Raw genomic sequence first — 19,528 nt, 5'->3', positions numbered from 1 at the left:
TGCGCCAATCCGGCCTGTTAAAATCGCCCGTTCAACCCCTGCCAGCGCCGACGCCCGTGACCAACACCCCGTCTTCCGCCCCTTCCCCCCTCACCTACCGTGATGCGGGTGTCGACATCGACGCCGGCAACGAGCTGGTCGAGCGGATCAAGCCCCTGGTCAAGCGCAGCTTCCGCCCGGAAGTGATGGGCGGCCTGGGCGGCTTCGGCGCCCTGTTCGACCTGTCCAACAAGTACCGCGAGCCGGTACTGGTGTCGGGCACCGACGGCGTGGGCACCAAGCTGAAGCTGGCCCACCAGTTGAACCGCCACGATACGATCGGCATCGACCTGGTGGCCATGTGCGTGAACGACGTGCTGGTGCAGGGCGCCGAACCGCTGTTCTTCCTGGACTATTTCGCCACCGGCAAGCTGGACATCGACACCGCTGCGGCGGTGGTGGGCGGCATTGCCAACGGCTGCACCGAGGCCGGCTGCGCGCTGATCGGCGGCGAAACCGCTGAAATGCCCGATATGTATGCCCCGGGCGAATACGATCTGGCCGGCTTCACCGTGGCCGCCGTGGAAAAGAGCGAACTGAAGGATGGCGCCAGCGTGGCCGCCGGCGACGTGCTGATCGGCATCGCCTCCTCCGGTCCGCACTCCAACGGTTACTCGCTGGTGCGCCGCATCTATGACCGCGCCGGCCAGCCGGCCGACCTGGTGCTGGAAGACGGGGTGAAGCTGGTCGATGCGCTGATGGCGCCGACCCGCCTGTACGTGAAGCCGATCCTGTCGCTGCTGAAGTCGCACGGCGAGGCGATCCACGGCATGGCCCACATCACCGGTGGCGGCCTGACCGAGAACATCATCCGCGTGGTGCCCGAAGGCCTGGGCCTGGATATCCAGGCCTCGTCCTGGACCCTGCCGCCGGTGTTCCAGTGGCTGCAGAAGGAAGGCGCCGTGGTGGACAGCGAAATGTGGCGCACCTTCAACTGCGGCATCGGCTTCGTGCTGATCGTTGCCCCCGACCAGGTCGCCGCCGTGTCCGCCGCCGTGCAGGCACAGGGCCTGCAGCACTGGACCATCGGCCAGGTCACCCCCGCTGCCGGCGCAGAACGCGTCCGCATCGGCTGATCCGGCACAAAGGAGCCCGCATGGACGCATTGCCCCCTACCGCCAACGACCTGCCGCCGCCGGCGCCCGCCCCCGCGGCGCCGGTGCTCACCGCCGAGGACAGCAACCACCTGCGGCTGCTGTCGATCTTCCACTACGTGGTGGCGGGGCTGGCGGCAGTGTTCGCGCTGATCTTCGTGTTCCACATCGTGATGGGCGTGCTGATGCTCAACGGCACCCTGCCGATGAACTCCAACGGCCAGCCCACCTCGCTGCAGGAACAGCGCTTCATGGGCTGGATGTTCATCGTCATGGGCGGCGGCATCGTGTCCTGCGGCCTTGCGCTGGCGGCGTGCATCGCCTGGGCCGGGCGCTGTCTGCAGCAGCGCCGCCGCTATCTGCTGTGCCTGGTGGTGGCCGGCGTGTCCTGCCTGTTCACCCCGTTCGGCACCGTGCTGGGCGTGTTCACCCTGATCGTGCTGCTGCGGCCGCAGGTGAAGGCCGCCTTCGAAGCCAACGCCCCCACCCGCCGCTGAGACCGCCATGGCCGCCGTACCGCCCCCGCTGAACGCTCCCCGTGGCTGGACCGACATCCAGATCAATGGCCACCTGCATACGCTGAAGATCCTGTTCTACGTCTATGGCGGCGTGCAGGTGCTGCTGTGCCTGCTGCTCCTGCTGGGCGCGGTGGGCGGCTACGTAAGCGAAAGCCGCAGCACCGACCCGAATGCCTCGCCGCTGCTGCTGGCGGTGGTGTTTGCCGGTTTCGCGGTGGTCATCGGCGCGTTCGCCGTGCTCAGCCTGGTGGCCGCGCGCGCACTGGGTGACCGGCAGCGGCGCACCCTCTGCCTGGTCGCCTCCGGCGCCGCCTGCCTGGGCGGTGCGCTCGGCATCGGCCTGGGCGTGTACGCCCTGGTGGTGCTGCTGCGCCCGGACGTGACTGCACGGTTCGTCGCCCCCGGTAGCGCCGTCGTCGCATGACCGCACGCATTGCCGTACTCGCCTCGGGCCGGGGCAGCAACCTGCAGGCCATCCTGGACGCCATCGCGGCGGGCCGGCTGGACGCGCAGGTGGTGGCAGTGCTGTCGGACAAGCCCGACGCGGCCGCACTGCTGAACGTGGCGCCGGCGCAGCGCTGGGCGCGTTCGCCCAAGGACTTCAGCGACCGCGCCGCGTTCGATGCCGCGCTGGGCGATGCCCTGGCCGGGTTCGCACCGGACTGGATCGTCTGCGCCGGCTACATGCGCATCCTTGGCGCCGATTTCGTACAGCGCTTCAGTGGCCGCCTGGTCAACATCCATCCCTCGCTGCTGCCGCTGTACAAGGGCCTGCACACCCATGCCCGCGCGCTGGAAGCGGGCGATGCCGAAGCCGGGGCCAGCGTGCACTTCGTGGTGCCCGAACTGGACGCCGGCGCAGTGCTGGCCCAGGCACGGGTGCCGGTGCTGGCCGGCGATGACGCGCAGACCCTGGCCACGCGGGTGCTGGCAGTGGAGCACCCGCTGCTGATCGCCACCCTGTCGCTGCTGTGCCAGGGGCGCCTGGCTGAACGGCAGGGGCAGCCGCAGTTCGACGGTCACCCCCTGTTTAACCCGCTGGCCCTAGATTCCGCCGGGAACCTGAACCGGTAACGCCCGTGCACACGCCCTGCTGACTGCGGGGCTGGCATCCTGCCCCCTCCTGCGGTTCCTGCCCGCCATGAAGACCACGCCGTTGTTGCGCAAATTCCTGCTGCTGCCGATTGCTGTGCTCGCCTGTGCGGCCTGGGGACAGGCCACGCCCCCGGATGCGCCTGCCGCCGTACCCGCCGCGCCGGCGGTGCCCATGCCGCCTGCACTGGCCTGGGAACCGCCGCCGCTGCAGCCGTTCAGCGCCACCTACCAGGCCTTCTACAAGGGCAAGGAGGCCGGCGATGCCACCATGCAGGTCACCCACACCGGCGGCAACCAGTGGCGGGTGGACATGCAGGTGGTCGGCCGCCGCGGCTTTGCCAGCGTGCTGGGGCTGAACATCGAACAGAGCACCGTGTTCGAGGAACGCGCCGGCGCCTATGCACCGCTCAGCCAGAGCACGGTGCGCAAGGGCCTGTTCCTGGGCAAGAAGGCGGTGGGCACCTACAACTGGCAGGCCGGCACCGCGCAGTGGAGCGGCGATGTGAAGAAAGACCGCGCCCAGCCCATTCCGCTGCAGGCCGGTGACCAGAGTGCCCTGCTGATCAACCTGGCGATCATGCGTGACGCCCGCCCGGGCGCGACCATGCATTACCGCTATGTCGACATGGGCCGGGTGCGCCAGCACGACTACCAGGCCGCCGCCGAAACCGAGAACGTGGCCGTCGGCGATCTGTCCTACAACGCGCTGCGGGTGTTCCGCACCAACGGCGGCAGCAACGAAACCATTCTCTGGATCGCCAACGGTGTCCCCACGCCGGTGCGCATCCTGCAACGCGAAGATGGCGAGGACCGCGTGGACCTGCGCCTGATCGAATACCAAGGAGTGTGAGCATGAAGACCCTGACCCGCCCCCTGACCTGGATCGCCGCGGCCGCGCTGTCCGTCGCCAGCCTGCCGGCCATGGCGCTGCAGCCGTTCAAGGCCGACTACCTGGCCAGCTACATGGGCATGCAGGCCAACGGCACCATGACCCTGGCCAGCGAAGGCGCCAACAAGTGGCGTTACAGCCTGAACGTGAAGAACCAGCTGGCCGACCTGAGCCAGAGCACGGTGTTCGAGGAAGTGCGCGGGCAGCTGCGTCCGCTCAGCAGCCAGGACCGTTCGGCGCTGCTGGTGAAGAAGCGCAACGTGCAGGCCAACTACAACTGGAGCAGCAACCAGGCCACCTGGACCGGCGATATCAAGCCCGACCGCGCCGGCCCCATCGCGCTGAAGGCCGGCGACATGGATGCACTGCTGATCAACCTGGCCATCGCCCGCGACCTGGCTGCCGGCAAGCCGCTGACCTACCGCATGGTGGACGAAGGCCGCATCAAGAACATGACCTACAAGATCGTGGGCAAGGAAGCGGTGACCGTGGGCGGCAAGAGCTACCAGGCCACCAAGGTCTCGCGCGTGGACGGCAACAAGGAACTGATCGCCTGGATCGTGCCGGAATTCCCGGTGCCGGCGCGCATGCTGCAGAAGGAAAGCGGCCGCGACGCGCTGGACCTGACCATCAAGGCGATGAATTGACCGCCGGGGTCGGATCCCTTTCCGATGGAAAGGGATCCGACCCCTGGCGCCACACAGAAAAACGCCCGCTTGCGCGGGCGTTTTCTTTATTTCTTTTCCTCGGCCGCGGCCGGCTTGAACTCGGTGCGGCAGTCCACGCGGATCTGCTCACCGGTGCCGCGCCAGACGAACGTGCGGCAGTGCCGGTTGCCGTCCTGGCTGTCATTCACCGCCACCGCGTAGAACGACTGGATGATCTCGTCACGGGTCACCGTGCCGTCACCGTTCCAGTCCATGTCCTTCTGCTCGATGCCCTTGGTGATGGCCAGGTTGGCGTACCAGGCATAGCCCAGCCACGCCAGCGCCAGCAGCACCAGGGCCAGCAGCGCCTTGCGGCGGCGGGTGAACCTGCCGCGCAGGATCATGCGGTCACGCGCCGGATGGTGGCGCCCAGCGAAGACAGCTTCTCTTCGATGTTTTCGTAGCCGCGGTCCAGGTGGTAGATGCGGTCGATGGTGGTATCGCCATCGGCCATCAGGCCGGCCAGGATCAGCGACGCCGATGCACGCAGGTCGGTGGCCATCACCGGCGCACCGCTCAGGCGCTCGGCACCGCGCACGATGGCGGTGTGGCCTTCGATCTGGATGTCCGCACCCAGGCGCAGCAGTTCGTTGACGTGCATGAAACGGTTTTCGAAGATCGTTTCATTGATCACGCCCACGCCGTCGGCCACGCAGTTCAAGGCCATGAACTGGGCCTGCATGTCGGTCGGGAACGCCGGGTACGGCGCGGTGGTCAGGTTCACTGCCTTCGGCCGCTTGCCCTGCATGTCCAGGGTGATCGAATCCTCAGTGGTCTCGATCTTCGCACCGGCTTCCACCAGCTTGGACAGCACCGCATCCATGGTGTTGGGGCGCGCACGGTTCACCGTCACCTTGCCACCGGTCATCGCCGCGGCCACCAGGAAGGTGCCCGTCTCGATGCGGTCGGGCAGCACTTCATGGCGGCCACCGGTCAGGCGCTCGACGCCTTCGATCACCAGGCGGGCGGTGCCCACGCCTTCGATCTTCGCGCCCAGCGCGATCAGGCAGTGCGCCAGGTCGGTCACTTCCGGTTCCATCGCGGCGTTGTCCAGGATGGTGGTGCCTTCAGCCAGCACGGCCGCCATCAGCACGTTCTCGGTGCCGGTCACGCTGACCATGTCGAAGGTGAAGTGGCCGCCCTTCAGGCGCTTGGCGGCGGCCTTGATGAAGCCGTTTTCCACCACGATGTCCGCACCCAGCGCCTGCAGGCCCTTGATGTGCTGGTCCACCGGGCGCGAACCGATCGCGCAGCCACCCGGCAGCGACACTTCGGCAGCGCCGAAGCGGGCCAGCAGCGGGCCCAGCACCAGGATCGAGGCGCGCATGGTCTTGACCAGCTCATACGGTGCCACGTGCTGGTTCACCGAACGCGGGTCGACCACGATCGCGCTGCCGCGCGACAGCGTGCCCTGGTCGATGGTGACCTTGGCGCCCAGCTCGCCCAGCAGCTTCACCGTGGTGACCACATCGTGCAGGTGCGGCACGTTGGTGATCTCCACCGGCTCGTCGGCCAGCAGGGTTGCACAGAGGATGGGGAGGACGGCGTTCTTGGCGCCGGAGATGCTCACTTCACCGTGCAGCGCAGCGCCGCCGGTCACAACGATCTTGGCCATGTATAGGGAATCTTCTGCGGTTCAGCCGGCTTCGGCCGGGGTCACGGTTTTCAGCGCCAGCGCGTGGATCGCGCCGCCCATCAGGTCGCCCAGGGTGGCATAGACCATCCGGTGGCGGGCCAGCGGCATCTTGCCGGCGAAGGCCTCGCTGACCACGGTCGCTTCGAAGTGCACGCCGTCGTCGCCACGCACGTCGGCGCGGGCGCCGGGCAGGCCGGTTTCGATCAGGTTGCGGATGGTGTCGGCGTCCAACGGGCTTTCCTAATAAAATGAGCCCTCATTCTACTTCCGCTGCGTGGCGTCCGCATGGCCGAGTCCCCCCTGCCTTCCCGTTCCGTCGATCCCGCTGCCCTGGTGGCCAGTGGCCAGCGCGTGTTCGAGATCGAACAGCAGGCCCTGCAGGCCGTGGCCGGGCGCCTGGGCGAGGCCTTCCAGCAGGCCTGCCAGACCATCCTGGGCAGCCGCGGGCGCGTGGTCGCCACCGGCATGGGCAAATCCGGGCATATCGCCCGCAAGATCGCCGCCACCCTGGCCTCCACCGGCACCCCCGCGTTCTACGTGCACCCGGGTGAAGCCGGCCACGGCGACCTGGGCATGATCACCCAGGACGATGTGGTGCTGGCCCTGTCCTATTCAGGCGAATCGGACGAGATCCTGATGCTGCTGCCGGTACTCAAGCGCCAGGGCAACACCCTGATCGCCATGACCGGCCGCGCCCAGTCCAGCCTGGCCAGCGCCGCCGACATCCACCTGGACGTAAGCGTGCCGGCCGAAGCCTGCCCGCTGGCCCTGGCCCCCACCTCCAGCACCACCGCCTCGCTGGTGATGGGCGATGCGCTGGCCGTGGCGCTGCTTGACGCGCGCGGCTTCACCGCCGATGACTTCGCCCGCTCGCACCCGGCCGGCAGCCTGGGCCGCCGCCTGCTGCTGCACATCACCGATGTGATGCACAGCGGCGAGGACCTGCCCAAGGTGGACGCCGGCGCCAGCCTGAGCGAAGCCCTGATGGAGATGAGTCGCAAGCGGCTGGGGATGACCGCCGTGGTCGATGCCCAGGGCGTGCTGATCGGCCTGTTCACCGACGGCGACCTGCGCCGCGCACTGGACAGCGCGCTGGACGTGCGCACCGCCCGCATCGCCGACATCATGACCCGCAGCCCGCGCACCATCGGCGCCGACCAGCTGGCCGTGGAAGCGGCGCGCCTGATGGAAACCCACAAGATCAACGGCCTGATCGTGGTCGATGAGCAGGGCCGGGCCGTCGGCGCGCTGAACATTCATGACCTGTTGCGGGCCCGGGTGGTTTAACCAATAGTCCGTAGACCCCATTCAGATACCAACACCGAGTCCGACACCCTGATGCCCTGGTCCCCCCTGCCCGCCTTCCCCGCCCATCTGCTTGCCACCGCGGCCCGCATCCGCCTGGCCTGCTTCGACGTGGACGGTACCCTCACCGACGGTCGGCTGTACTACGACAAGGACGGCAACGAGAGCAAGGCGTACTTCGTGCAGGATGGTCTGGGCCTGAAACTGCTGCAGCAGCACGGTATCCACCCCGTGCTCATCACCGCGCGCAACAGCCAGTCCGCGCTCAAGCGCGGCGCCGATCTGGGCATCGACACCCAGATCGCCGTGGGCGACAAGCTGGCCAGCGTGCAGGCCTTGTGCGCCCAGCATGGCATCGGCCTGGACCAGGTGGCCTTCATGGGCGACGACCTGCCCGACCTGGCCCCGATCGGCGCGGTCGGCCTGGCCGTGGCCCCGGCCAACGCGCACCCCTGGATCGCCGAACGCGCCCACTGGCAGACCCGCAGCGAGGGCGGCCGTGGTGCCGCGCGCGAGCTGTGCGATGTGCTTCTGGCCGCGCAGGGCCATGTGGACGCCGTGCTGGCAAGGTTCGGCGCATGAATATCGCACGCGTGAACTGGCGTACCGTGCTTGGCGTCGGCCTGCTGCTGGCGGCGCTGCTGAGCAGCTGGGCCGCCCTGCGCAACCGCGACAAGGGCCCGGTGAGCGAAGGCCAGGACGCTGGCGTGGATTACATCCTGCACGATTTCCAGATCGTGGCCCTGGACGACCAGGGCAAGGAATCGACCACCCTGCGCGCGCCCCTGCTGGAACGCCAGCGCGGCGACCAGACCATCAACATCGCCACGCCGCTGTTTGAAATGCCCGATGCCGAGGGCCGGCACTGGACGCTGCGCGCCGAGACCGGCTGGCTCAGCGCCAAGGGCGATGAGATGAAGCTGCGCGGCAACGTGGCCGGCGACAGCCCGGTCGCCCCCGGCGTGGTGCCCACCACCTTCCGCACCGACCACCTGGACGTGTTCCCGAAAGAGAACCGTGCGCGCACCGACGCGCTGGTCACCATGACCCGACCGGGCATGGAACAGTCCGGCGTGGGCTTTGAAGTGGATTCGAAGAACAACACGTATCATTTCCTCAGCCAGTCCAAGGGCCGCTACACGCCCAAGCGCTGATTCCGCCGCCGGCCCGCGACGTCTTCCCGACAGGCGCAGCGCCAGCAGCACCCACCCGGCCGCCCGCTTACCCGCGGGCGCCTCCCACCGGTAGAACGGACCCCGATGAAGATTCCCTTTGCAGCCGTGCTCGCGCTTGGTCTTCTTGTCCCCAGCGCCGCCTTCGCCAAATCCAGCGACCGCAACGAAGACATGCACATCGACGCCGGTGCGCAGTCCGGTTCGCTCACCGGCGACGGCAAGACCACCCTGTCGCAGGGCGTGGTGATCACCCAGGGCACCCTGGACCTGCGCTCGGCCCAGGCCGAGATCTACATGAAGGACGGCGAAGCGGTCCGCGCCGTGTTCACCGGCAAGCAGGCCAAGATGAAGCAGCAGCTGGATGACGGCACCTGGGTCGATGCGGTGGCCGACAACATCGACTACGACGTCAAGAGCGATACCGTCACTTTGACCGGCAACTACAAGGTCACCAGCGCGCGCGGCACCAATGCCGGACAGCGCATGGTCTACAACATGAAGAGCGGCGAGATGAATTCCGGCGGCGACGGCAGCCGCGTGCGCACGGTCATTCCGCCCAAGAACAAGACGCCGGCTGCGCCGGCCGGGGGCAAGAAGTAATGCTCGTCGCCAAGGGCCTGCGCAAGCGCTACAAGCAGCGCGAAGTGGTCAAGGATTTCGGCCTGACCCTGGACGCCGGTGAAGTGGTGGGCCTGCTCGGCCCCAACGGCGCCGGCAAGACCACCTGCTTCTACATGATCGTGGGCCTGGTCGCGGCCGATGCCGGCAGCATCGTGCTGGACGGCCAGGACATCACCGACGACCCCATGTATACCCGTGCCAAGCAGGGCGTGGGCTACCTGCCGCAGGAACCGTCGGTGTTCCGCAAGCTGACCGTGGCCGACAACCTGCGCCTGGTGCTGGAGCTGCGCGACGATCTGGATTCGGCCGGCCGCGAGCGCGAACTGAACAGCCTGCTGGACGAACTGCAGCTGGGCCATGTGTCCGAACAGCTGGGCGCCAGCCTGTCCGGCGGCGAGCGCCGCCGCTGCGAGATCGCCCGCGCGCTGGCCGCCAAGCCGCGCCTGATCCTGCTGGATGAACCGTTCGCCGGCGTCGACCCGATCTCGGTGGGCGAAATCCAGCGCATCGTCACCCACCTGAAGCAGCGTGGCATCGGCGTACTCATCACCGACCACAATGTGCGCGAAACCTTGGGAATCTGCGACCGCGCGTATATCCTCGCAGAGGGCACCGTGCTGGCCCAGGGTTCGCCCGAGGCGATCCTGGACAACGCAGACGTGCGTCGCGTCTACCTTGGAGATTCCTTCAAGCTGTAAGGCGGCCGCCGGGCCCACTCCCCTCCGTTCGGCACAGGCATGAAGACTCGGCTGCAGACATCGTTGGGACAGCACCTGGTGCTGACACCGCAGCTGCAGCAGGCGATCAAGCTGCTGCAGATGTCCAGCACCGAGCTGGAGCTGGAAATCGCCCAGGCGGTGGAAAGCAACCCGTTGCTGGACTGGGCCGAAGGCGATGATGCGGCCGCAGGCAGCGAACAGGACGGCGGCGCCGACAACGACGCGCCGCCTACCGCCGATGCCAGCGAGAACGGCGGCGACGACTGGGCGCCGGCGGAACTGGACTGGAGCAGCGCCGGCAGCAGCGGCAGCTTCGACGACGATGACGACACCGGCAGCGCCGCCGAGCGCGTGGCCGAAACCGAAACGCTGGCCGACCACCTGTTGTGGCAACTGCATCTTTCGCACCTGTCGCTGCGCGATCGCAGCATCGGCGCGGCCCTGATCGATGCACTGGAAGACGATGGCTACCTGCGCGAACCGCTGGCCACCATCGCCGAAACCCTGTTGCCGGCCATCCATGCCGGCGAAGACGAAATCCTCACCGTGCTGCACCAGATCCAGCGCTTCGATCCGGTGGGCGTGGCCGCACGTTCGCTGGGCGAATGCCTGCAGCTGCAGCTTGCGGTGCTGCCGGCCGACACGCCCGGCCAGGCGCTGGCCCGGCAGATTGCCGCCGGCCCGCTGGAACGGCTGCCGCGCAGCGGCGTGGCCGGCATCGCGCAGGAACTGAAACAACCGCTGGCCGAGGTCGAGACCGCCGTGGCCCTGCTGCGCTCGCTCGACCCCCGCCCCGGCACGCAGATCGCCCCGCTTTCGCAGGACACCTACGTGGTGCCCGATGTGGTGGTGTGGCGGCAGGGCGGTGCGTGGCGCGCGGCGCTGGCCGCCCATGCCGGACCCAAGGTGATGATCCACCGCGGCTACGAACAGATGATCCGTCGCTGCGGCGATGCCGATGCCGGCTATCTGCGCAGCCAACTGCAGGAAGCGCGCTGGTTGTTGAAGGGCCTGCAGGCCCGCGGCGAAACCCTGCTGCGCGTGGTGCGCTGCCTGATCCAGCAGCAGGCCGGCTTCCTTGAATTCGGCGAACAGGCCCTGCGGCCGCTGACCCTGCGCGAGATCGCCGGCGAACTCGGCCTGCACGAATCCACCGTCTCGCGTGCCATCGCCCGCAAGCACGTGCGCACGCCGCGCGGCACCCTGCCGCTGCGTGCCTTCTTTGCCTCCGGCATCGACACCGACGGCGGTGGCGAAGCGTCCAGCACCGCCATCCAGGCCATGATCCGGCGCCTGATCGATGACGAGAACCCGCGCAAGCCGCTTTCTGACGCCAAGCTGGCTGACCTGTTGAAAACGTCGGGAATCCCGGTAGCGCGCCGCACCGTTGCGAAGTATCGTGAGGCCATGAACATCTCCGCCTCGCACGAAAGGGTCAGAATCGCTTGACGCGCCGCCGCGCCCGGCGGAGAGGTTCATTGGCACATCCGAACACAGGAGAAACCCGATGCGCATCGAAACGTTTGGCAAAGATGTCGAAGTCACCCCGGCCCTGCAGTCCTATGTGGAGGACAAGCTGGCCCGGATCGGCAAGCACTTCGACCAGCACTGCGAAGCGCGGGTAACCCTCAAGCTGCAGAAGACCGAACACCACGTCGACGCCAGCCTCAATATTCCCGGCCAGACCCTGCATGCCGAGGCCAACGGCCAGACCATGTACGCCGCGATCGATCTGCTGGCGGACAAGCTTGACCGCCTGGTGATCAAGCACAAGGAGAAAAAACAGCAGCACGCACCGCTGCCGGTGGGCGACAATGGCGGCTGATCGCCACCGTTCCCCGCAGACATGCCCCTGACTGACCTTCTGGCGGCCGTGCAGACCCAACTCTGCACGGCCACCGACCGCGACAGCGTCCTGCAGACCGCCGCCGGCCTGCTGGCCTGCCGCCAGGCCAATGCCGAGCAGATCTACCAGAACCTGTGCCAGCGCGAAGCGCTGGGCAGTACCTGCATCGGCGAGGGCATCGCCATTCCGCACGGGCGCGCGCCCGCGCTGGACCGGCCCCGCGGCGCCCTGCTGCGGCTGGCCACCCCCATCGATTTCGGCGGCGACGCCCCGGTGGACCTGGTGTTCGCCATGGCCGTGCCCGCCCACTACACCCACCAGCACCTGATGCTGCTGTCCGAGCTGGCCGAACTGTTCTCTTCGCCGGCCATCCGCCAGGCCCTGCGTGAGGCCGGCGACGCGCGCAGCCTGCGCCTGGCCCTGGACCTTCCCCCTTCGGCGAGCGCCGCATGAATACCAGCATCACCGCACGTGAACTGTTCGAACAGCAGCGCGAGCGGCTGGCACTGCGCTGGGTTGCCGGCCAGTCCGGTGAAAAGCGCGAACTGGAAGCCGGCAACACGGTGTCCCGGCGCCCCTCGCTGGCCGGTTACCTCAATGCGATCTACCCGAACAAGGTGCAGATCCTGGGCACCGAGGAACTGTCTTGGCTGGACGCGCTGGAACCGCGGCAGCGCTGGGAAACGATCGAAAAGATCATGCATTCGCACCCGCTGGCGCTGGTCATCACCCGCAACCAGCCCTGCCCGGAAGACCTGCGCGCGGCCGCCGATGAATCCGGCACCCCGCTGTGGGTGTCGCCCAAGCGCGGCCATGAACTGCTGAACCACCTGTCCTACCACCTGGCACGCACGCTGGCACCGCGGGTGATCCTGCACGGCGTGTTCATGGAAATCTATTCGATCGGCGTGCTGATCACCGGCGAGGCCGGGTCGGGCAAGAGTGAACTGGCGCTGGAACTGCTCAGCCGTGGCCACCGCCTGGTGGCCGACGATGCCCCCGAGTTCACCCAGATCGCCCCCGACGTGCTCGATGGCACCTGCCCCGAGCTGCTGCAGGACCTGCTGGAAGTGCGCGGCCTGGGCGTGCTGAACGTGCGCGAGATGTTCGGTGATACGGCGGTAAAGAAGAACAAGTACCTTCGCCTGATCGTGCACCTGACCAAGCCGATGACCGAGCCCACCCCGCATGGCTACGAACGCCTGACCGGCGATTCCGGTACCCGCCATGTGCTGGACCTGGACGTGCCGCTGATCACCCTGCCGGTGATGCCCGGCCGCAATCTGTCGGTGCTGACCGAGGCGGCCACCCGGCTGCACATTCTACGTACCAAGGGTATCGACCCGGCGGCGATGTTCATCGCCCGCCACAGCAACCTGCTGGAACGGCGAACACCCTGAGCCCACTGCAAAGAGCCTGTCCATGAGCACCGCCTCCCCCACCGCCCCGACCCTGATCATCGTCAGCGGCCTGTCCGGCTCGGGTAAATCCGTCGCCCTGAAGACCTTCGAAGACCAGGACTACTACTGTTCGGACAACCTGCCGATCCGGCTGCTGCCGGATTTCGTACGCAGCGTGCTGGACAACCACGACGGCGCAGCGCCGCGGCGGCTGGCGGTCGGCATCGACGTGCGCGGGCAGAGCGACCTGAGCCAGCTGTCCGATTGGCGCCAGCAGGCCACCGACGCGGGCGTGCAGGTGAAGGTGCTGTTCTTCGAGGCCAGCGATGAAACCATGCTCAAGCGCTACGCCGACACGCGCCGGCGCCATCCGCTGAGCCAGCTGGGCCTGTCGCTGCCGGAAGCGATCGCCCGCGAACGCGAACTGGTGGCGCCGCTGCGCCGCGAGGCCGATGCCGTGGTCGATACCAGCGCCCTGAACGTGCACCAGCTGCGCCGCCGCATCATCACCGAATTCGCGCTGGGCCATGCCACGCGCCTGTCGCTGCTGTTCGAATCGTTCGCCTACAAGCGCGGCGTGCCGGCCGAGGCCGACTTCGTGTTCGATGCGCGCGTGCTGCCCAACCCGCACTGGGACCCGGACCTGCGCGCCCTGAGCGGCCGCGAACCGGGCGTACGTGATTACCTGGAAGCGCAGCCGGACGTGCAGCGCTACCTGACCCAGCTGATGGATTTCCTGGACACCTGGCTGCCGAAGCTGGGCGATGGCACGCGCAGCTACGTGACCGTGGCCTTCGGCTGCACCGGCGGCAAGCACCGCTCGGTGTTCCTGGCCGAGCGCATGGCCCGGCACGCCCGCGAAATGGGCTGGGACGACGTGGCGACTTATCACCGCGAACAGGATTGACGAGGGCGGGCCCCTGCGCTGTTGGTAGGTGTCGACCTTGGTCGACACGTCCTACGCTGTTGGTAGGTGTCGACCTGGGTCGACACGTCCTGCGCTGTTGGTAGGTGTCGACCTTGGTCGACACGTCCTGCGCTGTTGGTAGGTGTCGACCTTGGTCGACACGATGGGGTCAGAGCCCTTTCCCCGTGGAAAAGGGATCCGACCCCGGCAACACTGAATACGGGACACAGTGCCCCTCTCCTGCTGCTATCGCCCGTTCACCCTGACCTGTTAACGTGCAGTAATGACCTGTGGCATTCTCCTCGTAACACACCCCGGGGTCGGGACCGCCCTGCTTGACGTGGCGACCCGGCTCCTGCGGCAATTGCCGCTGAAAACCGAAGCTTTCGAAGTACCGTTCGACGCAGACCTGGATGCCCTTCTCCCGCTCGCCTCGGCTGCCTTGCGCCGGGTCGATGGTGGCGAAGGCGTGCTGATCCTGACCGACCTGTACGGCGCCAGCCCAGCCAACCTTGCCGGGCAGCTGGCCCGGCTGGGAACCCCGGTCCGCCGGGTGTCGGCGCTGAGCCTGCCGATGTTGCTGCGGGTGATGAATTATCCGGAACAGGCACTGGATCAACTGCCCGCCACTGCGGCGGCGGGCACCCGCAATGGAGCGATAGTCGACGATGCTTGAACGAGAACTCACAGTCAGCAACCGCCTGGGCCTGCATGCCCGGGCCACCGCCAAGCTGGTGCAGACCCTGGCGCCCTTCCGCTGCAACGTGACCATGGCCGCCAAGGGCCGTGAGATCAACGCCAAGAGCATCATGGGCGTCATGCTGCTGGCCGCCGGCCAGGGCACGCCGGTCACCATCCGCATCACCGGCGAAGACGAGGCGGCTGCCATGGACGCGGTGGTTGACCTGTTCGAGCGCCGCTTCGACGAGGACAGCTGAGCGTGCCGCGCGCACGTGCCGGACAACTGCCTTCCGGCCAACGGCCGGTGCAGCTGTTGTCCGGCCACGGCGCCGCACGCGGTACCGCGCTGGGCCGCGCGCGCGTGCGCCTGCCACATGCGCTGGAAATCGCCGAACAGCGCGTGGCCCCGCAGCAGGTACCGGCCGAGCTGGCCCGCCTGCACCGCGCCGTGGAAGCGGCGCGCACCGAGATGCACGACCTGCGCCAGCGCCTGCACGGTGCGCTGAACCAGGAAGTGGGCGAATTCCTGGACCTGCATGCTTTGCTGCTGGATGACCCGGAGCTGCTGTTCGGGCTGGACGACCTGATCCGCAGCGGTCCCTACAGCGCCGGCTACGCACTGCGCCTGCAGCGCGACCGCCTGGCCAAGGTCTTCGATGGCATGGACGATGCCTATCTGAAGAGCCGCATGGACGACCTGGACCATGTGATCGGCCGCATCCACGCCTTCCTGCAACCCGACCGCGCGCCGGTGGTGAAAGGCCTGGCCGGGGAAATCCTGGTCTGCGACAACATCGCACCGTCCGAACTTGCCCAGCTGCAGGCCCAGGGCGTGGTCGGCATTGTCACCGCCGCCGGCAGCGCGCTGTCGCACAGCGCGATCCTGGCCCGCAGCCTGCACCTGCCGCTGATCGTGAACGTGCCGCAGGTGCTGGGCCGGGTGGCCGACGGCGATGTGCTGATCATCGACGGCGCCGACGGCAGCATCACCGTGAATCCGCAGGCCGACAACCTGCGCGATTACCGCGTACGGCTGAAGGAACACGCGCGCGAGCAGCGCGAACTCGGCCGCCTGCGCAGCAAGCCCAGCCGCACCCGTGACCAGGTCGATATCGCCCTGCTGGCCAATGCCGAATCGCTGGAGGACGTGACCCAGGCACACGCGCTGGGCGCGCAGGGGCTGGGCCTGTACCGCACCGAATTCCTGTTCCTGCAGCGCAACGAACTGCCCGACGAAGAAGAGCAGTTCCAGACCTACCGCGATGCCGCCCTCGGCATGAGCGGGCGTCCGGTCACCATCCGCACCCTGGACCTGGGCGCGGACAAGGCCGACCGTACCGGCCTGACCCTCAGCAACGAAGAGAACCCAGCGCTGGGCCTGCGTGGCGTGCGCCTGTCGCTGGCCCGGCCGAAGGTATCCGACACCCAGCTGCGCGCGATCCTGCGCGCCTCGGCCTACGGCAAGCTGCGCGTGCTGGTGCCCATGGTCAGCACCCGCGAGGAACTGCTGGCGGTGCGCCGGCGCCTGCTGAAGCTGGCCGAACAACTGCGCGCCGAAGGCCATGCGGTGGCCGACCATGTGCCGTTGGGGGCGATGATCGAAGTGCCGGCCGCCGCGCTGGCGCTGGAAAGCTTCATCGACCTGGTGGATTTCCTGTCGATCGGCACCAACGATCTGGTCCAGTACCTGCTGGCCGCCGACCGCAACAATGAAGCGCTGGGCGAGTTGTACTCGCCGCTGCATCCGGCGGTGGTACGCCTGCTGCAGCTGGTGATCGACACCGGCGCACGCCATCGCATTCCGGTGGCAGTGTGCGGCGAGATCGCCGGCGACGCACGCATGACGCCGCTGCTGCTGGCACTGGGCCTGACCGAGTTCAGCCTGCACCCCGGCACCCTGTTGGAAGTCCGCCGCGCGATCCGCGAAAGCGACCTGGCCACCCTGCGCGCACGCGCACCAAAGCTACTGGCCGCACGCGATCGCCGCGGCATCGAACGCTGGCTGGCCCTGGTGGCCGACGCGGTCTGAGCACCGTGGGGGTCAGATCCCTTTCCCACGGGAAAGGGCTCTGACCCCGTCTCCGTGATCGGGGTAGGCGTTGCAACATCGGCTTGCGATAATGACGCGCTGAACACCCCTGTTGCCGCATCCTTGCCGGGATCGCGGCTTTTCTCTTCCCGCGGGAGCTGCGATGGCCGAAGCTGTACGCCACGACAAGACTGCGCGCCAACTGCGCCTGTTGTCCGATGCGCTGGACAGCGGCCGGCTGGGGCCGGTGCGCCGCCTGGTCAACACCCTGGCGCCGGCCGAGATCGGCAACCTGCTGGAATCGCTGCCGCCGGGCAAGCGCGAAGTGGTGTGGGGCCTGGTCGACCCGGAAGACGACGGCGAGGTGCTGGTCCACGTCGGTGAGGAAGTGCGCGAGAGCCTGCTCGCGGACATGGACCCGGACGAAATCATCGCCGCGGTCGAAGACCTGGACATCGACGATCTGGCCGACCTGGTCGAGGATCTGCCCGATACGGTCATCGACGAAGTGCTCAAGTCGATGGACCGCGAGAACCGCGAGCGCCTGGAACAGGTGCTGTCCTACCCCGAAGACAGCGCCGGCCGCCTGATGAACCCGGACGTGGTGACCGTGCGCGCCGACGTCAACGTGGACGTGGTGCTGCGCTACCTGCGCCTGCGCGGCGAACTGCCCGACCACACCGACCATCTGTTCGTGGTCAGCCGCCGCCACCAGTACCTGGGCCGCGTCTCGCTGGCCGCGCTGGTCACCCACGAAGACACCACCCCCATCAACCGCCTGATCGATGACGAACAGCCGGCCATCGATGTTGGCGAAAGCGACCAGGAAGTGGCGCGGCAGTTCTCCGACCATGACTGGGTCTCCGCGCCGGTGGTGGACGACAACAACATCCTGCTCGGCCGCATCACCATCGATGACGTGGTGGACATCATCCGTTCGCAGGCCGAGCACCAGGCGCTGGGCGCCGCCGGTCTGGATGAGGAAGAGGATCTGTTCTCGCCCATCAAGCGTGCCGTGCGCGGCCGCGTGGTCTGGCTGGGCATCAACCTGTGCACGGCCTTCCTGGCTGCCAGCGTGATCGGCCAGTTCGAACTGACCCTGCAGAAGGTCGTGGCGCTGGCCGTGCTGATGCCGATCGTGGCCGGCGTGGGCGGCAATGCCGCCGTGCAGGTGCTGACCCTGATGGTGCGCGGCATCGCCCTGGGCCAGGTCGGCCAGAGCAACGCCCGCATCCTGCTGTGGAAGGAAGCGCGCGTCGCGTTGATCAACGGCACCCTGATCGGCCTGCTGGTCGGCGTCATCGCCTTCCTGTGGTTCCACAGCCTGCTGCTGTCGCTGGTGATCACCCTGGCGCTGATCATCAACTTCCTGGCCGCCGCACTGGCCGGGGTGCTGCTGCCGCTGCTGCTCAAGCGCATGAACGTCGACCCGGCCGTGGCCGGCACCGTGGTGGTGACCGCGGTGACCGACGTGATGGGTTTCTTCAGTTTCCTCGGCCTGGCCACCCTCATCCTGCTGCACTGACCCGCACGCGGGGTCAGATCCCTGCGCAGCAGGGCTCTGACCCCAGCTGCATTACCCCAGCCGCATTACATCCGGGACGCCTGCATGGCCACCACGATCGACAACTACTTCCAGCCCGGCTGGCGCGAACAGATGCACACCTGCGCAGCATGCGAGTGGAAAGGCAGCTCGCGCGCGATGGTGATGGAACTGGACGAAGACGCCACCGAGTACGACTGCCCGGTGTGCGAAAACCCGTTGCTGGTGGTGATGCACCCCGACCTGGCGCAGGTACAGGCCGCGGCCACGGCCGGCAATGCCGAAGCGCAGGAACAACTGGCCATCATCGCCAGCGCGCCGCGCCCGCAGTGATGCGCTGCACGATGCCCGGCGCCGGGCGGCCGATTACCATGAAAACGCTTCCAAACCTTGGGGAAACGTCATGGCTCGTCCGTTCCTGCGCTGGCTGCCGCTGCTGGCCGTACTGATGCTGGGCGCCTGCGCCAGCACGCCGGACAGCGCGCGCGGGCATTTTGAATCACGCGCGGTGAAGGTCGACGGGCAGACCGCCTACTACCAGGTGTTCATTCCTGCCGTCAGCGCACGCGCCGCCGGTCCGCTGCCGGTGGTGCTGTTCCTGCACGGCTCGGGCGAACGCGGCGGCGACGGGGTGAAGCCGACCCACGCCGGGCTGGGCCCGCATCTGCGCCGCCATGCGGCGGATTTCCCGGCGTTGGCCGTGTTCCCGCAGGTGCCGGGAGACCAGGAATGGAGCGGCCACAACAACCGCGTCGCCATCGCCGCACTGGATGCGACCGTGGCCGAGTTCGGCGCCGATCCCGCGCGCCAATACCTCACCGGCATGTCGATGGGCGGCTACGGCAGCTGGAACATCGCCCTGGACGACCCGCAGCGCTTCGCCGCCATCGTGCCGGTGTGCGGCGCCGTGCTGGCCCCGCGCGCGGTGCGCCCGACCCTGTTCGTCGAACAGGTCGCACACGAAGCCGATCCCTACACAGCCATCGCCCAGCGCCTGCAGCGCACCCCGATCTGGATTTTCCACGGCGCGCTGGACGACGTCGTGCCCCCGGCCGACGACCGCAGACTGCACGCCGCCTTCCAGGCCGCCGGCGCGCGCGACGTGCGCTACACCGAGTACCCCGACGGCAACCACAACGCCTGGGACGCCACCTACGCCGACCCCGCCATGTGGGCCTGGCTGTTCGCGCAGAAGCGCTGACGCACCGGTAGGTGCCAACCTTGGTTGGCACACGCACCGCCCTGGTAGGTGCCAACCTTGGTTGGCACCCACACCGCTCCGGTAGGTGCCAACCTTGGTTGGCACCCGCACCGCTCCGGTAGG

At 67.9% G+C, this 19,528-nt stretch carries 25 protein-coding genes; 22 read left to right on the top strand and 3 right to left on the bottom strand.

Annotation, left to right across the window (positions count from 1 at the left end; genetic code table 11):
* Positions 1-56: 56 nt before the first annotated feature.
* From purM to C1933_RS05040, 6 genes are all read left to right on the top strand, one after another.
* On the top strand, positions 57-1,115 hold the full coding sequence (gene purM, locus C1933_RS05065) for a phosphoribosylformylglycinamidine cyclo-ligase (RefSeq protein ID WP_108748817.1): 1,059 nt from the start codon (positions 57-59) through the stop codon (positions 1,113-1,115).
* A gap of 20 nt (positions 1,116-1,135) precedes the next feature.
* Positions 1,136-1,630, top strand: coding sequence for a hypothetical protein (locus C1933_RS05060; protein ID WP_108752386.1), 495 nt, complete (start codon positions 1,136-1,138; stop codon positions 1,628-1,630).
* A 7-nt stretch (positions 1,631-1,637) separates the two neighbouring features.
* Positions 1,638-2,075 carry a hypothetical protein gene (locus tag C1933_RS05055; protein ID WP_108752385.1) on the top strand — a complete coding sequence of 146 codons (438 nt, stop codon included), beginning with the start codon at positions 1,638-1,640 and terminating at the stop codon, positions 2,073-2,075.
* Positions 2,072-2,725: a phosphoribosylglycinamide formyltransferase gene (purN, locus tag C1933_RS05050; protein WP_108752384.1), complete on the top strand. Its 654-nt coding sequence runs from the start codon at positions 2,072-2,074 to the stop codon at positions 2,723-2,725. Before C1933_RS05055 ends, purN begins: the two co-directional genes overlap by 4 nt.
* 67 nt (positions 2,726-2,792) lie before the next feature.
* Positions 2,793-3,596 (top strand): DUF3108 domain-containing protein, encoded by an 804-nt coding sequence (locus C1933_RS05045; RefSeq protein ID WP_108752383.1) that lies wholly within the window; start codon positions 2,793-2,795, stop codon positions 3,594-3,596.
* 2 nt (positions 3,597-3,598) lie between these two features.
* Complete coding sequence (locus C1933_RS05040; RefSeq protein ID WP_108748812.1) at positions 3,599-4,282, top strand: DUF3108 domain-containing protein; 684 nt, start codon at positions 3,599-3,601, stop codon at positions 4,280-4,282.
* Between the two features lie 86 nt (positions 4,283-4,368).
* Here the strand turns inward: C1933_RS05040 and C1933_RS05035 are convergent, their stop codons facing one another.
* From C1933_RS05035 to C1933_RS05025, 3 genes are read right to left on the bottom strand one after another with little or no spacing between them, the layout of a single operon-like run.
* Positions 4,369-4,686, bottom strand: coding sequence for a hypothetical protein (locus C1933_RS05035; RefSeq protein ID WP_108748811.1), 318 nt, complete (start codon positions 4,684-4,686; stop codon positions 4,369-4,371).
* Entirely contained in the window at positions 4,683-5,957 is a 1,275-nt protein-coding gene (gene murA, locus C1933_RS05030) for a UDP-N-acetylglucosamine 1-carboxyvinyltransferase (RefSeq protein ID WP_108752382.1), read from the bottom strand. The genes C1933_RS05035 and murA overlap by 4 nt, the downstream gene beginning before the upstream one ends.
* Positions 5,958-5,978: 21 nt before the next feature.
* The gene (locus C1933_RS05025) at positions 5,979-6,209 is read right to left on the bottom strand and encodes a BolA family protein (RefSeq protein ID WP_108748809.1); all 231 of its coding nucleotides are present in this window, start codon (positions 6,207-6,209) and stop codon (positions 5,979-5,981) included.
* Positions 6,210-6,263: 54 nt separating this feature from the next.
* On the opposite strand from C1933_RS05025, the gene C1933_RS05020 reads away from it, so the two are divergent.
* The 16 genes from C1933_RS05020 to C1933_RS04945 all read left to right on the top strand — a co-directional run bounded on the left by C1933_RS05020 (position 6,264) and on the right by C1933_RS04945 (position 19,405).
* Positions 6,264-7,265, top strand: a complete 1,002-nt coding sequence (locus tag C1933_RS05020) for a KpsF/GutQ family sugar-phosphate isomerase (RefSeq protein ID WP_108752381.1) — start codon at positions 6,264-6,266, stop codon at positions 7,263-7,265.
* A gap of 51 nt (positions 7,266-7,316) precedes the next feature.
* Positions 7,317-7,865, top strand: coding sequence for an HAD hydrolase family protein (locus C1933_RS05015; RefSeq protein ID WP_108752380.1), 549 nt, complete (start codon positions 7,317-7,319; stop codon positions 7,863-7,865).
* Positions 7,862-8,437, top strand: a complete 576-nt coding sequence (gene lptC, locus C1933_RS05010; protein WP_108752379.1) for an LPS export ABC transporter periplasmic protein LptC — start codon at positions 7,862-7,864, stop codon at positions 8,435-8,437. Before C1933_RS05015 ends, lptC begins: the two co-directional genes overlap by 4 nt.
* Positions 8,438-8,542: 105 nt before the next feature.
* The gene (gene lptA, locus C1933_RS05005; RefSeq protein ID WP_108752378.1) at positions 8,543-9,058 is read left to right on the top strand and encodes a lipopolysaccharide transport periplasmic protein LptA; all 516 of its coding nucleotides are present in this window, start codon (positions 8,543-8,545) and stop codon (positions 9,056-9,058) included.
* Positions 9,058-9,777, top strand: coding sequence for an LPS export ABC transporter ATP-binding protein (gene lptB / locus C1933_RS05000; RefSeq protein WP_108748804.1), 720 nt, complete (start codon positions 9,058-9,060; stop codon positions 9,775-9,777). The genes lptA and lptB overlap by 1 nt, the downstream gene beginning before the upstream one ends.
* 39 nt (positions 9,778-9,816) lie before the next feature.
* The gene (locus C1933_RS04995; RefSeq protein ID WP_108752377.1) at positions 9,817-11,247 is read left to right on the top strand and encodes an RNA polymerase factor sigma-54; all 1,431 of its coding nucleotides are present in this window, start codon (positions 9,817-9,819) and stop codon (positions 11,245-11,247) included.
* Between the two features lie 58 nt (positions 11,248-11,305).
* Positions 11,306-11,623, top strand: a complete 318-nt coding sequence (raiA, locus tag C1933_RS04990; protein ID WP_108748802.1) for a ribosome-associated translation inhibitor RaiA — start codon at positions 11,306-11,308, stop codon at positions 11,621-11,623.
* Positions 11,624-11,644: 21 nt separating this feature from the next.
* Positions 11,645-12,097: a PTS sugar transporter subunit IIA gene (locus C1933_RS04985; protein ID WP_108752376.1), complete on the top strand. Its 453-nt coding sequence runs from the start codon at positions 11,645-11,647 to the stop codon at positions 12,095-12,097.
* A complete protein-coding gene (gene hprK, locus C1933_RS04980) occupies positions 12,094-13,044 on the top strand; it encodes an HPr(Ser) kinase/phosphatase (RefSeq protein ID WP_108748800.1) in 951 nt (316 codons plus the stop codon). Before C1933_RS04985 ends, hprK begins: the two co-directional genes overlap by 4 nt.
* A 22-nt stretch (positions 13,045-13,066) precedes the next feature.
* Entirely contained in the window at positions 13,067-13,951 is an 885-nt protein-coding gene (rapZ, locus tag C1933_RS04975) for an RNase adapter RapZ (protein ID WP_164274231.1), read from the top strand.
* A gap of 283 nt (positions 13,952-14,234) precedes the next feature.
* Positions 14,235-14,627, top strand: coding sequence for a PTS fructose IIA subunit family protein (locus C1933_RS04970; protein ID WP_108748799.1), 393 nt, complete (start codon positions 14,235-14,237; stop codon positions 14,625-14,627).
* Positions 14,620-14,889, top strand: coding sequence for an HPr family phosphocarrier protein (locus C1933_RS04965; protein ID WP_108748798.1), 270 nt, complete (start codon positions 14,620-14,622; stop codon positions 14,887-14,889). The genes C1933_RS04970 and C1933_RS04965 overlap by 8 nt, the downstream gene beginning before the upstream one ends.
* Before the next feature lie 2 nt (positions 14,890-14,891).
* Positions 14,892-16,661, top strand: coding sequence for a phosphoenolpyruvate--protein phosphotransferase (gene ptsP / locus C1933_RS04960; protein WP_108752375.1), 1,770 nt, complete (start codon positions 14,892-14,894; stop codon positions 16,659-16,661).
* A 163-nt stretch (positions 16,662-16,824) separates the two neighbouring features.
* Entirely contained in the window at positions 16,825-18,186 is a 1,362-nt protein-coding gene (gene mgtE, locus C1933_RS04955) for a magnesium transporter (protein WP_108748796.1), read from the top strand.
* 84 nt (positions 18,187-18,270) lie between these two features.
* Entirely contained in the window at positions 18,271-18,537 is a 267-nt protein-coding gene (locus tag C1933_RS04950; protein WP_108752374.1) for a hypothetical protein, read from the top strand.
* Between the two features lie 70 nt (positions 18,538-18,607).
* On the top strand, positions 18,608-19,405 hold the full coding sequence (locus tag C1933_RS04945) for a prolyl oligopeptidase family serine peptidase (protein WP_108752373.1): 798 nt from the start codon (positions 18,608-18,610) through the stop codon (positions 19,403-19,405).
* The last annotated feature ends 123 nt before the right edge of the window (positions 19,406-19,528 follow it).

This window comes from Stenotrophomonas sp. ZAC14D2_NAIMI4_6 (genome assembly GCF_003086875.1).
Lineage (GTDB): Bacteria > Pseudomonadota > Gammaproteobacteria > Xanthomonadales > Xanthomonadaceae > Stenotrophomonas.
Note: the sequence above shows the minus strand (reverse complement) of the source record. Positions and strands in the feature narration are given on the sequence as shown.

Bases quoted from the DNA above. Each gene is read 5' to 3' on its own strand.
- C1933_RS05035 (WP_108748811.1), bottom strand. From the start codon at position 4,686: ATGATCCTGCGCGGCAGGTTCACCCGCCGCCGCAAGGCGCTGCTGGCC.
- purN (WP_108752384.1), top strand. From the start codon at position 2,072: ATGACCGCACGCATTGCCGTACTCGCCTCGGGCCGGGGCAGCAACCTG.
- C1933_RS05040 (WP_108748812.1), top strand. From the start codon at position 3,599: ATGAAGACCCTGACCCGCCCCCTGACCTGGATCGCCGCGGCCGCGCTG.
- C1933_RS04945 (WP_108752373.1), top strand. From the start codon at position 18,608: ATGGCTCGTCCGTTCCTGCGCTGGCTGCCGCTGCTGGCCGTACTGATG.
- hprK (WP_108748800.1), top strand. From the start codon at position 12,094: ATGAATACCAGCATCACCGCACGTGAACTGTTCGAACAGCAGCGCGAG.
- C1933_RS05055 (WP_108752385.1), top strand. From the start codon at position 1,638: ATGGCCGCCGTACCGCCCCCGCTGAACGCTCCCCGTGGCTGGACCGAC.
- raiA (WP_108748802.1), top strand. From the start codon at position 11,306: ATGCGCATCGAAACGTTTGGCAAAGATGTCGAAGTCACCCCGGCCCTG.
- C1933_RS04995 (WP_108752377.1), top strand. From the start codon at position 9,817: ATGAAGACTCGGCTGCAGACATCGTTGGGACAGCACCTGGTGCTGACA.
- C1933_RS04985 (WP_108752376.1), top strand. From the start codon at position 11,645: ATGCCCCTGACTGACCTTCTGGCGGCCGTGCAGACCCAACTCTGCACG.
- C1933_RS05045 (WP_108752383.1), top strand. From the start codon at position 2,793: ATGAAGACCACGCCGTTGTTGCGCAAATTCCTGCTGCTGCCGATTGCT.
- C1933_RS04965 (WP_108748798.1), top strand. From the start codon at position 14,620: ATGCTTGAACGAGAACTCACAGTCAGCAACCGCCTGGGCCTGCATGCC.
- lptA (WP_108752378.1), top strand. From the start codon at position 8,543: ATGAAGATTCCCTTTGCAGCCGTGCTCGCGCTTGGTCTTCTTGTCCCC.
- C1933_RS05020 (WP_108752381.1), top strand. From the start codon at position 6,264: ATGGCCGAGTCCCCCCTGCCTTCCCGTTCCGTCGATCCCGCTGCCCTG.
- rapZ (WP_164274231.1), top strand. From the start codon at position 13,067: ATGAGCACCGCCTCCCCCACCGCCCCGACCCTGATCATCGTCAGCGGC.
- C1933_RS05015 (WP_108752380.1), top strand. From the start codon at position 7,317: ATGCCCTGGTCCCCCCTGCCCGCCTTCCCCGCCCATCTGCTTGCCACC.
- C1933_RS05060 (WP_108752386.1), top strand. From the start codon at position 1,136: ATGGACGCATTGCCCCCTACCGCCAACGACCTGCCGCCGCCGGCGCCC.
- mgtE (WP_108748796.1), top strand. From the start codon at position 16,825: ATGGCCGAAGCTGTACGCCACGACAAGACTGCGCGCCAACTGCGCCTG.
- C1933_RS04950 (WP_108752374.1), top strand. From the start codon at position 18,271: ATGGCCACCACGATCGACAACTACTTCCAGCCCGGCTGGCGCGAACAG.
- murA (WP_108752382.1), bottom strand. From the start codon at position 5,957: ATGGCCAAGATCGTTGTGACCGGCGGCGCTGCGCTGCACGGTGAAGTG.
- C1933_RS04970 (WP_108748799.1), top strand. From the start codon at position 14,235: ATGACCTGTGGCATTCTCCTCGTAACACACCCCGGGGTCGGGACCGCC.
- lptB (WP_108748804.1), top strand. From the start codon at position 9,058: ATGCTCGTCGCCAAGGGCCTGCGCAAGCGCTACAAGCAGCGCGAAGTG.
- lptC (WP_108752379.1), top strand. From the start codon at position 7,862: ATGAATATCGCACGCGTGAACTGGCGTACCGTGCTTGGCGTCGGCCTG.